The organism is Streptococcus troglodytae, from assembly GCF_002355215.1.
GTDB classification, from domain to species: domain Bacteria; phylum Bacillota; class Bacilli; order Lactobacillales; family Streptococcaceae; genus Streptococcus; species Streptococcus troglodytae.
Genome location: NZ_AP014612.1, coordinates 991746 through 1004786, shown reverse-complemented (window position 1 = coordinate 1004786; position 13041 = coordinate 991746). Strand labels below are relative to the sequence as shown.

The window sequence follows — 13041 nt, the reverse complement described above, 5'->3', positions numbered from 1 at the left end:
CTTTTGTTTGAGGTGATTTTAGAGATATTTGAGAATTGATTGATATTTATTTGATTTTCAAATTCTATATTTAAAGTGTAAAAAGAAATACAGTTTAAGTATCTTTAAGTATTTTTATTGGTTAATTAAAAAAGGAGGCAAATTATGAAAAAGGTACTTGAAATCAAACACTTGTCTAAACGATATGGACAACAATTAGCGCTTGATAATGTTAATCTTACTATTCAAAAAGGTGAGATCTATGGACTAATTGGTAAAAATGGCGCAGGTAAGACAACTCTCATCAAAGTCATTACAAAACTTATTCAGCCAAGTCAGGGAAGTATTTCAGTCTTTGGTTCTAGCACCCAGAGCGAATGGACACACGCTCTTAAGCGTGTTGGTTCTGTGATTGAGACACCTGTTGCACTTAATCATTTGAGTGCTCGACAAAATCTGCACTACTACTGCAAGGCACGACATGTTCCTAATGCTGACAAAGTAATTGACGAAAGTTTAGCACTGGTTGGCCTTACCAATACAGGTAAGAAAAAATTCCGTGGTTTTTCACTTGGTATGAAACAGCGTCTGGGTATAGCTATAGCCTTGATTGTCAAACCGGATTTTCTCATCTTAGACGAACCAATTAATGGCTTGGATCCTGTGGCGATCAAAGAATTTCGTCACATGATTAAGAAACTTAACGGAGAACACGGCATGACAGTGATTATTTCCAGTCATATCCTATCTGAGCTTTATCAAGTAGCTACTAGGTTCGGTATTATTGAGAATGGTCATATTATCAAGGAAATTAGCAAGGCTGATTTTGATACCCAAAGCGAAGATTATATCGTTTTAAAGACCAGTCATATCAATAAAGCCAGTCAAATTCTTCAGGATCAAATGAATTATCGTATTAAGGTCACTAACGCGGACAATGAAATTCATGTATTCGGACAATCTCATAGCATCAAAGGCATTGCCAAAGAACTGGTTGCAAATGCTGTTGATATTGACGAAATCTACTACAAACGCCAAGATTTAGAAGATTACTTCACAAAAATTGTAGAATAATAAAGAAGGGAGGGTTCATTATGTTACACACGATTCAAGCTGATTTCTATCGTTTATTTCGCTCCAAAGGATTTTGGATTTCAGAATTTCTTTTAATACTAAATATTATTTCTGGTGTTTTTTGGGGAGATACAGGGCACGTTGGTATCCAACCTCCACAAAAAGTAAAAACTACTTGGACTGGCTTTAAAGCCCTTATCAATTGCTCGAATAATATTTCTACTACAGTGCTGTTTATCTTAATTATTATTGCCATCGTTGTTGGTGTGGATCTAAATCAAAAATTATATAAAAATAGTATTACTTGCGGTGTGTCGCGAACCGGTTATTTCTTTGCGAAAGCTTCTGTCATTATTGCTATTTCATTTAGTCAGTTTATCCTCTCATATGCACTAGCCTTCATCTTGGGAACAATCGTTCACGGTCTAGGTACAGCACCTCATAATTTCGCTGCACATTTTACGATAACAGTCCTTATTCAGCTATTATGCAGTATTGCCTGGGCTAGCATTGCTACCTTTGCACTTTATATGACTCACTCAATTGTAGCTATCTTTGTAAGCTTTATTCTTGGGACTGCCATCTTGGGTCTCCCTGCTGTTATCTTTTCTAAAATAGAACTATTTAAGTACTTTGGTTTAAACTTCAACTTTGGCCTTGCAAGTGATGCAACTATTGCACAAAATTCGGCTTTAGTTGCTCTTGGATTTATCGTCATCTTTGCATTATTTGGCTTAATTATTTTTAAAAAACAAGACTTATAAAAAGAATCATTGTGCATAATTATGTTTTATGCACAATGATTCTTTTATAGTATTACAGTTAAAATAAACCAATTCCCTTCAGTTGTTAAAACCAATTCTCCGCCTAAAATTTCCACTAAATGCTGTGTGATATAAAGTCCCAAGCCTGAAGATTCTTCCGTATCTGACATATTTTCTGTATAAAAACGTGTTGTCAGCTGTTCCAAATGTTGGATGGGTTGCTGGACGATATTTTTGGCTTGCAGAATAATTTTTTGATCTGTTTTCTTCAAGGTTAACTGTGCCTGATCTTTGCCGTGTTTAAGAATATTGCTAATAATATTTTGAAAAAAACGTTCAAAAATTTCAGGATCTGTCTCAAATGGAATCTTTTCCTCAATCTGCAAATCTAGCGTTATACCAACCTGTTGAAACATATCGTAATAGGAAAGGATACTCTTGGTAACAAGATGTGACAGCGCAATCTTTTGTATCTGCGGTCGGATAGTTCCTTCTGTAAGGCGACGATATTCCAAAAGAGCCTCAAGACGTTTAGAAACTACAGTCAGATTTTCAGAGATTTTTTCCAAATCGGCTGCATCAATCGTTTCCTTACGCAGACTTTGCTGAGTATAACCGCTAGCAATGGTCAAGGGTGTTCGAATATCATGGGCAATATTACTAATAGCCATGTCTAAGGTTTTCTTTTCCTGAAGAGCTATGAGACTTGTCTTTTCAATCTGCCCAAATAGGCTTTCGATCTTATTTGTTAATTCAATGAGACTCTGAGGTTGATTTTTCAATATAAAGCGTCTCTGACTAGCATTATTTATTTTTCTTCAATCTGTTGGCTCAGAGATTTTACTGCCAAATGGTATCGTATAAGATAGATTATGGCTAGAACAAAGGCCAAACTTAAACCAGAAAATAAGATCACAATCATCAATCTTCTCCTTTTAGCCGAACACCTAATCCCCAGATTGTTTCAATATAGTCTGTGCTATCATCAACCTGTGCGAGTTTTCTGCGAAGATTGCTTAACTGCGCATTTAAAGTATTATCACCGGGTAAGTAAGGCTCTTTCCAAACCGATTCATACAAGTCTTCCTTGGTAAATATTTTCTTAGGGTACTGAAGCAAGGCGTGTAAAATCTGAAATTCTTTCTTTCCTAATCGTACAGATTTTTCTAAATAAGAAATTTCAAAAGTGTCTGGATTGACAGTGATATTTTTAATTGACAAAGCCGTCTGTTTAGTTGCTGGATTGTGGCTTTTTGTTACACTACGTAGTTGAACTGTCACGCGTGCATAAACTTCTTCAAGATCAAAAGGTTTGACGATATAATCATTAGCACCTGCAAGCAAATATTGACTGATCAGCTGCTTATCACTAAGAGCTGTCAGCATGATAATGGGAACAGAACTAACTTTGCGAATTTCTTGAAGGACTTCTTCACCGCTTTTTCCAGGCAGCATAATGTCTAAAAGAACTAAGTCAATATTTTCCGCTTCAAATAACCGCAAGCCCTCGGTTCCTGAGTATGCTTGAATCACCTCGTGTTCTTCTGAAAAAAAGTCTCGTAAAATTTTCTGGATATCATTATTATCTTCAATTTGTAAAATACGTGCCATCAATATCTCCTAATAAGATTCAACTCATCCATAGCTCCCTCATACATACCATAGATTGTGTACAAAATAACCAACAAAGCGGTCCTGATTCTTTTAAAATTAGAGGTCAAAATAAATAATACCCGTGGTGCTAGTTAATCAAAAACCTAAGTTATATATAAATATAGCCACTTTTGAGTTCAGCTTGAATTCTCCGTAGTGACTTTTTATGTTCAATATCAAACTCAGCGCACAAGACAGAAAAAAGTGTTTCAATGGGGCGTCTAATCGCTAAAAGATTGGAATTATTATGCTCCTTCAGCTGACTTCTTTAAAATCGTGGTCTAACATCTTACTTAAGTAAGCTAATCAGCTAAAGTATTTAGTTGAGAATATACCCCGGACTCAGTGTAACAGCCATATGGAATTTGAAGTCATAAATCCACATTTGCTTAGAGTGTAACCAATATTGGCAACGTCATTTAATAATCTTGCCCTAAAGTTTCTTATGGGCTGACAAAGAAGCATTGGAAAACTTCGATAATCACTAATTCCTCAAAGTCTAGTTGGTTTAGATGAGATTTTAATCGTTTTTCATTTTCTTATAGCTAACTCTTTTAATTGTTTTTTGATTGTTGACAAGTCTGTTCCTGCTTGCATAAGGGCGGCTGCTGTGTATGCTCCTTCGACAATAGGAACGGTATTGACGATGATATTTTTATCTGAGAAATCAGCAGCCATTTCTAGATTCATCTTAGCAGAACCTAAATCAAAGAAAGCTAAAAGAGTTTTCTTAGGATTGTCTTCAATAACTCTTTGTACTTGGTCAAAGCTTGTGCCGATATCACCATCTTCGTTGCCACCAACATAAGTAATAGCAACATCTCTAGCAACTTCTTTGATTAAATCGACGACACCTTGTGCGATATTTTTTGAATGTGATACGATAACGATGCCGATTTCTGACATTAAAGCGCACCTGCTTCTAATAAGGATTCAAATAATAAACCAGAAGAATAAGAACCTGGATCAATGTGCCCAATAGAGCGTTCTCCCAAATAGGAAGCACGACCTTTTGTAGCCTTGATATCCTTTGTTTTTTCAACATAGGATTTTATTTTTTCTTCACTTAAATGACCAGATTGAATATCTTCAAGTACAGGAGTCCAGACATCTACCATAGTCTTTTCGTTAATTTCAGCCTTACCACGTTTTTAATCATATCTAAACCAGCTTTTAGAGCCTCGTAAACCGAACCGTTGGCAAGTTCAACTTTAGTAATTCCCATGAAAGCTGAACCATATAGAGGTCCTGAAGCACCACCGACTTTACTAATCAATTGCATGGAAACAACCTTGAAGACATCAGCAGCTGATTCAAAATCTTTACTATTAATATTCTCCATAACTGCTGTCATACCGCGAGCCATATTGCCACCATGATCTCCATCGCCGATTGGGGTATCAAGCTCTGAGAGATAATCTTTATTTTCTTGGATTTTGTCATTAAATAATGCCATCCAACGTTTTGCTACTTCTACTTCCATATAAGTTTCTCCTTACCAAGCGGGCGTTTCGACTGGACTGTTTAAGGCTTCGAGCCAGTTACTATTTTTAAGTTTAATAAGAGTAAGCGAAATACCTGCCATGTCGATTGAAGTCATGTAATTGCCAACTTTTTTATAAACAACTTTGATGCCCTGTTGCTGGAGCAGATCTTTAACGTCATTAGCAAAGATATATTGCTCCATAAGAGGAGTTGCTCCCATACCATTGATTAAGATACCAAAATTATTATCATCAGATTGAATAGTAAAAGACCTAACTAACTTTTCAATCAATTCTTTGGCCAAATCTTTGGAGTTTTGCATTTTTTCACGACGATAGCCCGGTTCACCATGAATGCCAATGCCAAATTCAATTTCATCATCAGCTAAAGTAAATCCTGGTTTACCGACTTCTGGAACAGTTGCACCACTGAGCGCCAAACCAACTGTATGGATATTTTTTACCAGTTCATCTGCCAGTGCTTTAATTTCTTTAAGCGATTTTCCTTTTCTGACAGCATCTCCTAAAATTTTATGGACTAGAATTGTACCAGCAACACCACGACGGCCTTGTGTATATAAGCTATCTTCCACCGCAATATCATCATCTACAACGATGCTAGCTACTTGAATCCCTTCCATTTCTGCCATATCTTGAGCCATTTCAAAATTCATAATGTCTCCAGAATAATTTTTATGATAAGAAAAACTCCCTCTCCTTCATCGGCTGCCTTGATAGCTTCAAAAACGTGATCTGGCGTTGGTGAAGTAAATACCGCACCACAAACAGCAGCTGAGAGCATTCCTTGACCAACAAACCCTGCGTGAGCAGGTTCATGACCGCTTCCGCCACCTGAAACAAGACCAACTTTCCCTGTTTTTTCCGCCTTGCGAATAATAACATCATAGCCGTCCAATCTGCTGACTAGATCATTGTGCATATAAGCAAAGCCATCAATCATTTCGGTCACTACTTGAGTAGGATCATTGATAATTTTTTTCATCTGCCAATACCTCCGACAACTTCTTATTTTATAATCCTATTGTAAACCATTCCCAAATAAACCATAAGGGACAAAAATCCTCTTTTGTCCTTTTTCTATTTTAATAAATTCATTTTAATGTTAGACTAGAGTTATATTCTTGAGATGGAGTTATTTATGACAAGCTCATTAATCACCAAAAAGCGCATAGCAAAATCTCTCAAATACCTCATGAATACTGTTGATTTTGAAAAAATTTCAGTCAGTTTAATTATGGAACATGCAGGGATTCGCAGGCAAACATTCTATAACTACTTTTTGGATAAATATGATTTGCTGGAATGGATTTTCAATACAGAATTAAAAGAACAGGTGACAGACAATCTAGAATACATCTCTGGCTACCAATTGCTAAAGGAATTATTTCGCTTTTTCTATAGCAATCGGAAATTTTATAAGCGCTTATTTCAAATTGTTGATCAAAATGATTTTAATACCTATTTTAATAAATACTGCAGACAAACTGTTGAAAAGTTCCTCAGTGAATATCGGATAAGTCCTTTTTTCTCTCAATATGAAAGAAATTTTTTTATCAGTTACCATAGTGCAGCGCTTATTGACATTACAAAATTAATACTTACATCAACTTACGAGGATTATAAGAAATTATCTCAAAATTATATTAAAATGATAAAAATCGCAATTGAAAATTACTAAGGAAATTAAAATGGCTCAACTTATTAATCGTAAATCAGCTAGTGTTCAGCAAAGTATATCAGCTATTACAACTATCTATCCTCATTTATCACAACTCAAAAAACTACCAATCATTTATAATAATCAATTAGATACTACTGTTCCTATTATTTCAGGTGGTGGAAGCGGTCATGAACCTGCTCACTTTGGCTATGTGGGAAATGGTATGCTAACAGCCGCTATATGTGGCGATATTTTTATCCCTCCACATGCTGAAGAAATTTTGGAAGCTATAAGATTTGTTCATAAAGGTAATGGCGTCTTTATTATCGTTAAAAATTTTGAAGCTGACATTAAAGAATTTGCAAAAGCTTTTAAGGCTGCTCGTAAAGAGGGGATCACCATAAAATATATTGTTTCTCATGATGATATTTCTGTAGAAACATCAAATTTTCAAGTGAGGCATCGTGGAGTTGCTGGTACTTTATTGCTGCATAAAATCTTAGGAGAGGCTGCCAAAAGAGGAGCCAATTTAGATGAATTAGAGCAAATGGCCCTATCTCTATCAACTTCAATAGCAACCCTTGGTGTAGCTACAAAACCTGCAACTATTCCTGGCGAAGATAAAAAACTTTTTCTTTGGAAAATGATGAAATCTCTTTTGGTATTGGTATTCATGGTGAGCCCGGTTATCGGACAACGAAATTTATTTCTTCTGAACACCTCGCTAATGAACTTGTTAACAAGCTTCGGATGCGTTTAAAATGGAAGGATGGAGATGACTACATCCTTCTAATTAACAATTTGGGTGGCACTTCAAAATTGGAAGAACTTGTCTTTACTAACGATGTTTTACAATTATTGGAATTAGAAGGATTACACCTTAAGTTTATAAAAACAGGTCATCTTATTACCAGTCTAGACATGTCTGGTTTATCCATTACCCTTTGTAAAGTTAAGGATGAAAAATGGGTCGATTATTTAGAGAGTCCAACTGATGCATTTGCTTGGTAATAAAAAGGTGCAATAAAAGCAACCAAAAAGACTGTTCCTATTGTGACTATACAAAAACAAAGTCTTTAAAATAAAAACTCTTAAAATTAATATAAGCAGATAAAAAAGAGAGTGAAGCAAAGTTATTTTTTAGATAAAGTCACTTGCTATTTCCACTCTCATTTTTCTTTCTCTAACATGGCGACTTTATGCTGATAATGCTTATACAAAGCTGCATAACGGCCTTTATAATCCTTTTTCCATGGTTTGTCTTTACCGCAGAAATGTAAGAAAACTGTATTTTCAATGACCCAATCAAGATCCCACTCTCCAAAACTACGTGTAAAATAAATCATATTGTATCGAGCATCATAATTATAAATTTCATCAGGGATAAGATGCGTTTTCGTACCATACAATGCATTGAGAACATCTTGATCTGGTAACAATAAAGTATTTCCCTTTCTAGAAATATAATTCATAATATCTTGTGGCTTAATCTTCTGCCGACATTGCTCCAAATTCATCAAAAGAACACCAGAATTGAAGTAACCTTCTGCTTCAAAATTATTCAAGCGTAGTTTGTTGACAATATCAGTAATACTTTTATCTGATACATGACTAGCAGCCGCATATATATAATCTGTCATATCTGTTTGATAAAGAGGAACGATATCATTTAGGCAGAGAATATCAGCATCTAAGTACAAAATTTTATTCAGGTGTTTAGGCAGATACTCTTGAGCCAAGAGACGATAATAGATGGTTGCAGGGTAACGATCGCTAACTGGAGCATTCTTAAAATTTTCTTCCCCAATAACAATCGGTTCATAAGATAGTCCTAATTGACAACAGAAACGCTCAATTGCTTTATGATCGGCTAATAACTCCTTTTGTAACATGTAAATCTTTAAGTTTTTATTGGAAGTATTTTGATACAAAGAGTATAAGGTGACTTTGAACTGTTCAACAAAGCGATTATCAATTGAAAATAAAAGATTAATAGATGATTCTGTCATAAAAATTCTTAAACTTTCTAATAGTCCCTTTCAACTGGTTGAGGACCAAAACTTTGTGAAGTCGGCATGATTTCAATACGATTGATATTGACATGCTTAGGCTGTTGATAAGCCCAAAGAACGGCATTGGCAATATCCTGAGGTTGAATACTGTGAGCACCTTCATAAAGTTGTTCAGCGCGCTTCTTATCTCCTTTGAAACGAATAGTTGAGAATTCTGTGCCACCGCAAAGTCCGGGTTCAATGTTGGTCACACGCACTTTAGTACCAGCCAAATCCGCTCGTAGGTTTAAACTAAATTGCTTAACAAAAGCCTTGCTGGCACCATAAACGTTACCACCCGGATAAGGATAAGTACCTGCAGTTGAGCCGATATTGATAATATGCCCTGATTTTCTTGCGACCATATCAGGTAAAATTTGACGAGTTAAGTAAGTTAAACCAATGATATTAGTAGCAATCATAGTTTCCCAATCTTTAAAATTGGCTTCGTAAGCTTTATCTAGGCCTAATGCAAGTCCCGCATTATTAACAAGAAGTTCAATTTCTGACCATTCTTTAGGTAAATTCGCTAAAGCCTTGTTAATAGAGGCTGTATCAGTCATATCTAATTGTAAAGGATAAAAATTATCTCCCAAAGATGCTTTCAGATTTTCAAGCTTTTCTAAGCGTCTGGCTGCTCCAATAACACGGTAACCAGAATGAATAAAGGTTTCAGCCATAGCCTTGCCAAAACCTGCGGAAACACCTGTAATCAATACTATTTCTGCCATTTTGCTTCTCCTTCGCTTTTTAAATTAATCATAACACATTATTTCTTTTTTCCCAGAAATACTCCTATCATGTCAAAACTTTGTCACAATTTTTTCTTTAAAGAGACTTTTAATTGTATGATTTTAGTAGTATAATAATTTTATATAAAGGAGGAGTTTTTATGATTAGATTTGAGCATATTTCCAAAATTTATGGAACAACTGAGGCGCTTAGTGACCTTAATCTAACTATAGAAAACGGTGAAATTTTTGGACTGATTGGTCATAACGGTGCTGGGAAAACGACGACTATCAGTTTATTGACATCGATTATTGAAGCGAGTTATGGCGATATCTTTATAGACGATTTCAAATTAACAGAACATCGTGATGCGATAAAAAAACGAATCGCTTATGTACCTGATTCTCCCGATATTTTTCTAAATCTAACAGCCTATGAATATTGGCATTTTCTAGCAAAGATTTATGGCGTTGAAGAAGAAATTGCCCAGAAGCGAATGACTAAATTAGCTAACCTTTTTGATATTTCCGATAGACAATTTGAAACCATTGAGAGCTTTTCACATGGAATGCGACAAAAAGTTATTGTTATTGGTGCTCTCATTCCAAACCCAGATATTTGGATTTTAGATGAACCATTGACAGGACTTGACCCGCAAGCCTCTTATGATTTGAAAGAAATGATGAAAAAGCATGCTCAAGATGGCAATACGGTCCTCTTTTCAACTCATGTTTTATCAGTTGCTGAACAATTGTGCGATCGTATTGGTATTCTTAGACATGGTAAACTTATCTTTGTTGGTACTTTAGAAGAATTAAAAGCCAATCATCCGAATCAAGATTTAGAAAGTATCTATCTTGAATTAGCTGGACGAAAGGAAGAATCAAAGGTAGGTGATGAGGAATGAACTATAGATCCATTTGGGAATTGATAAAAATCAATATTCTCTATTCCAATCCTCAAGCTTTAACGACTGTTCAAAAAAAACGAGAGAAAAACCCTGATAAACAGCTTGCAGCCTATAAAACAGTTTTAAGACAGCAACTCTTCTTACTTATACTCTTTTTATTTATTTACTCTACCATGTTTTTGGTAGTTGATTATTCCAAATCAAGTGGTTATTTTTCTTTCCAAGTCGCCCTCTTTAGTACTATTGCTATCATTTCAGGTTTCACAACACTCTTTGCTGTATTTTATGATAGTAATGATATTAAACTCTACCTTCCTTTACCAGTTAAAGAAAAAGAAGTTTATTTAGCTAAATTGATTTCTTCTCAAGGCGGAAGTCTCCCCTTTCTCATGCCTATTATTTCGCTTTTTGGAATTGCTTACTGGCAGATGACGCATTCTATTTTATTGGCTATTATAGCGACTATTATTAATTTCTTGCTGCTATTACTTGCTATCAATTCTATCAGCATTATTCTCATCTATTTGATTGGACAAGTTTTGGTCAAGAGTGCACACAAAAAGCTGATCTCAACAATTCTAATGTTCTTTTCAATAGCTTTGGCTATCGGTGTACTGTTTTATGTTCAGTTTACGAATCAATCAGTAAATGAGAGTGGTCGGGTTAAAATGATGAGTCTACCTTATTTTAGAGGCTTTCATGATATCGTCATTAATCCCTTTTCAACAGCAAGTCTTTTAAATTTTTGGCTAGGAATCGTCGTAACTATCATTTTGTTAGTTTTTATTCAACGTACGATTATTTCTCATTATTTTGAGCAATTTTTAGCCATTCAAGAAGGGCAATCTAATAAGAAAAAGGTTAAATTAAGAAGAAAAGATACTAGTTTAGCACAAACTCTTCGTAAGCATCATTTAGATACTCTCAAAGATGCAACGCTTCTTATCCAAAGTTATCTGATGCCTTTGATTTTTATCATTGCATTTATAGGACCGATTCTTTCATCAGGAAAATCTCTTTTTCAAAATATCTCATCTGACTTTTTCGGAATCGCCTTTATTATTGGCATTATTTTGGGAAGTTTTATTGCAACTCCTACTAGTTTTATGGGGGTCGGAATCTCTCTAGAAAAAGAAAATTATACCTTTTTAAAAACTTTACCAATTTCTTTTAAAACATTTTTGAAACAGAAATTCTATTATCTTTTAGCAGTACAAGCTGGTTTCTTAGTCTTTATTTATTTGATAATAGGCCTGTTTTTGTTAAACATTCCAATTATTCTATTAATCAGTTTTATCATTGGAATGGTTCTTTCAACTTTTATCTTGGGGGAACTAATGTATTGGCGTGATTATCGTCTTTTAACGCTTCATTGGCAAAATGTGGCGCAATTATTTTCAAGAGGTTCAGGCCAGTGGTTTCTTATGGCAGTAATTTTTGGAAATTTACTGATTGGTAGCTTCCTATTAGTATTAGCCATTATTGTTTCTCTTAAAACTTCAGTTTTAGGAGTTGGAATTACTTTGGTTGTTCTGGTGCTGCTTCTCTTTGGAGGATTACATCGCTTTATCCAACAAAGATTTTGGAAAAAGCTGATTTAATCAGATTTGAATATCTCATATGTAAAAAAGAGACTTAGATTTTTATTCTAGTCTCTAGTCTAAGACAAATTCCGTTGCTTTTGGAGTTTGTCTTTTTAGTTTATTTAGTATTATCAAGAGTTTGCGCAGCTGTGATAATAGCAAGTTTATAAATATCTTCAGCACTTGATCCACGTGAGAGATCGTTTACTGGCATATTTAAACCTTGCAAGATTGGTCCGATAGCATCAAACATTCCCAGACGTTGAGCGATTTTGTAACCAATATTTCCTGATTGGAGATCTGGGAAAATAAAGACATTGGCTTGTCCTGCTACATCACTTTGCGGTGCTTTAATTTTAGCTGTTTTTGGTACAAAAGCAGCATCAAATTGAAGCTCTCCATCTAAGGCGATTTCAGGACGAATTTCTTTGGCAATGCGGGTTGCTTCTTGAACTTTTTCAACTTGAGGAGCCTTCGCACTGCCTTTAGTAGAAAAACTCAGCATAGCGATTTTAGGATCAATATCAAAAATTTTTGCTGTATCTGCTGTATTGATAGCAATTTCAGCCAATTCTTGTTCATCTGGATCAATATTAATAGCGCAATCTGCAAAAATCAAACGTTGGTCAGTGGTTTCACGATTCATTAAGAAGACACCTGATGTTCGCGAAATTCCTGGTTTCGTTTTGATAATTTGAAGTGCAGGGCGGACAGTATCTGCCGTTGAATGAATAGCACCAGAAACCATACCATCCGCTAAACCGAGTTTTACTAACATTACACCAAAATAATTGACGTCTTTCAATAGCTGCTCAGCATCTTCAATGGTTGCTTTACCCTTGCGAATTTCTACAAATTCTTGTTTCATATGCTCAAAATCTGTATAGTCTTCGGGATTAATGATCGTGTAGTTCTGATCAGCAAAACCGAGTTTTGTCAACAAATTGCGAACTTCAGTTGCATCTCCCAAAATAATTGGTTCAATCAAACCTTCAAATTTAAGCCGAGCAGCTGCCCGAACAACACGTTCATCATTTCCTTCAGGAAAAACGATTCTCACATTTTTGCTAACAATTTTTTCCCTCAAGCTACCAAATAAAGAACGAATACCCATTTGTAAATACCCCTAT

At 35.2% G+C, this 13041-nt stretch carries 10 protein-coding genes and 5 pseudogenes; 6 read left to right on the top strand and 9 right to left on the bottom strand.

What is annotated here, in order from left to right:
• Positions 1-144 precede the first annotated feature (144 nt).
• Positions 145-1053, top strand: a complete 909-nt coding sequence (locus SRT_RS05120; protein WP_161940028.1) for an ABC transporter ATP-binding protein — start codon at positions 145-147, stop codon at positions 1051-1053.
• 20 nt (positions 1054-1073) lie between these two features.
• Positions 1074-1817 (top strand): ABC transporter permease, encoded by a 744-nt coding sequence (locus tag SRT_RS05115; RefSeq protein WP_128833286.1) that lies wholly within the window; start codon positions 1074-1076, stop codon positions 1815-1817.
• Between the two features lie 44 nt (positions 1818-1861).
• On the opposite strand, the pseudogene SRT_RS05110 reads toward SRT_RS05115, so the two are convergent.
• The 6 genes and pseudogenes from SRT_RS05110 to dhaK form a co-directional block, all read right to left on the bottom strand.
• Positions 1862-2739, bottom strand: a pseudogene (locus SRT_RS05110) (sensor histidine kinase).
• On the bottom strand, positions 2739-3428 hold the full coding sequence (locus tag SRT_RS05105; protein ID WP_128833285.1) for a response regulator transcription factor: 690 nt from the start codon (positions 3426-3428) through the stop codon (positions 2739-2741). Before SRT_RS05105 ends, SRT_RS05110 begins: the two are co-directional and overlap by 1 nt.
• A gap of 364 nt (positions 3429-3792) precedes the next feature.
• Positions 3793-3944, bottom strand: a pseudogene (locus SRT_RS11375) (IS982 family transposase); the annotation flags it as partial.
• A gap of 57 nt (positions 3945-4001) precedes the next feature.
• A complete protein-coding gene (dhaM, locus tag SRT_RS05095; protein ID WP_128833284.1) occupies positions 4002-4376 on the bottom strand; it encodes a dihydroxyacetone kinase phosphoryl donor subunit DhaM in 375 nt (124 codons plus the stop codon).
• Positions 4376-4953 (bottom strand): annotated as a pseudogene (gene dhaL / locus SRT_RS05090) (dihydroxyacetone kinase subunit DhaL). Before dhaL ends, dhaM begins: the two are co-directional and overlap by 1 nt.
• A 12-nt stretch (positions 4954-4965) precedes the next feature.
• Positions 4966-5894: pseudogene (gene dhaK / locus SRT_RS05085) on the bottom strand (dihydroxyacetone kinase subunit DhaK).
• Positions 5895-6113: 219 nt separating this feature from the next.
• Between dhaK and dhaS the strand changes: the two are divergent.
• Both dhaS and dhaQ read left to right on the top strand, forming a co-directional pair.
• Positions 6114-6653, top strand: coding sequence for a dihydroxyacetone kinase transcriptional activator DhaS (gene dhaS, locus SRT_RS05080; protein ID WP_128833283.1), 540 nt, complete (start codon positions 6114-6116; stop codon positions 6651-6653).
• Between the two features lie 10 nt (positions 6654-6663).
• Positions 6664-7646 (top strand): annotated as a pseudogene (dhaQ, locus tag SRT_RS05075) (DhaKLM operon coactivator DhaQ).
• 158 nt (positions 7647-7804) lie between these two features.
• Here the strand turns inward: dhaQ and SRT_RS05070 are convergent.
• Both SRT_RS05070 and SRT_RS05065 read right to left on the bottom strand, forming a co-directional pair.
• Positions 7805-8644, bottom strand: coding sequence for a glycosyltransferase family 8 protein (locus tag SRT_RS05070; protein WP_128833282.1), 840 nt, complete (start codon positions 8642-8644; stop codon positions 7805-7807).
• Positions 8645-8661: 17 nt separating this feature from the next.
• Positions 8662-9417: an SDR family oxidoreductase gene (locus SRT_RS05065; protein ID WP_128833281.1), complete on the bottom strand. Its 756-nt coding sequence runs from the start codon at positions 9415-9417 to the stop codon at positions 8662-8664.
• 161 nt (positions 9418-9578) lie between these two features.
• Here SRT_RS05065 and SRT_RS05060 point away from each other — a divergent pair, with 161 nt between their 5' ends.
• Both SRT_RS05060 and SRT_RS05055 read left to right on the top strand, forming a co-directional pair.
• The gene (locus SRT_RS05060) at positions 9579-10325 is read left to right on the top strand and encodes an ABC transporter ATP-binding protein (RefSeq protein ID WP_128833280.1); all 747 of its coding nucleotides are present in this window, start codon (positions 9579-9581) and stop codon (positions 10323-10325) included.
• Positions 10322-11929, top strand: coding sequence for a permease-like membrane multi-spanning protein (locus SRT_RS05055; RefSeq protein ID WP_128833279.1), 1608 nt, complete (start codon positions 10322-10324; stop codon positions 11927-11929). Before SRT_RS05060 ends, SRT_RS05055 begins: the two co-directional genes overlap by 4 nt.
• A gap of 100 nt (positions 11930-12029) precedes the next feature.
• On the opposite strand, the gene pta is transcribed toward SRT_RS05055, so the two are convergent.
• Positions 12030-13025 (bottom strand): phosphate acetyltransferase, encoded by a 996-nt coding sequence (pta, locus tag SRT_RS05050; protein WP_128833278.1) that lies wholly within the window; start codon positions 13023-13025, stop codon positions 12030-12032.
• Positions 13026-13041: the final 16 nt, after the last annotated feature.

What these genes read in the sequence shown, in the direction of transcription:
- dhaS (WP_128833283.1), top strand. Translation starts at nt 6,114, where the DNA reads ATGACAAGCTCATTAATCACCAAAAAGCGCATAGCAAAATCTCTCAAA.
- SRT_RS05120 (WP_161940028.1), top strand. Translation starts at nt 145, where the DNA reads ATGAAAAAGGTACTTGAAATCAAACACTTGTCTAAACGATATGGACAA.
- SRT_RS05055 (WP_128833279.1), top strand. Translation starts at nt 10,322, where the DNA reads ATGAACTATAGATCCATTTGGGAATTGATAAAAATCAATATTCTCTAT.
- SRT_RS05115 (WP_128833286.1), top strand. Translation starts at nt 1,074, where the DNA reads ATGTTACACACGATTCAAGCTGATTTCTATCGTTTATTTCGCTCCAAA.
- SRT_RS05070 (WP_128833282.1), bottom strand. Translation starts at nt 8,644, where the DNA reads ATGACAGAATCATCTATTAATCTTTTATTTTCAATTGATAATCGCTTT.
- SRT_RS05065 (WP_128833281.1), bottom strand. Translation starts at nt 9,417, where the DNA reads ATGGCAGAAATAGTATTGATTACAGGTGTTTCCGCAGGTTTTGGCAAG.
- dhaM (WP_128833284.1), bottom strand. Translation starts at nt 4,376, where the DNA reads ATGTCAGAAATCGGCATCGTTATCGTATCACATTCAAAAAATATCGCA.
- SRT_RS05060 (WP_128833280.1), top strand. Translation starts at nt 9,579, where the DNA reads ATGATTAGATTTGAGCATATTTCCAAAATTTATGGAACAACTGAGGCG.
- pta (WP_128833278.1), bottom strand. Translation starts at nt 13,025, where the DNA reads ATGGGTATTCGTTCTTTATTTGGTAGCTTGAGGGAAAAAATTGTTAGC.
- SRT_RS05105 (WP_128833285.1), bottom strand. Translation starts at nt 3,428, where the DNA reads ATGGCACGTATTTTACAAATTGAAGATAATAATGATATCCAGAAAATT.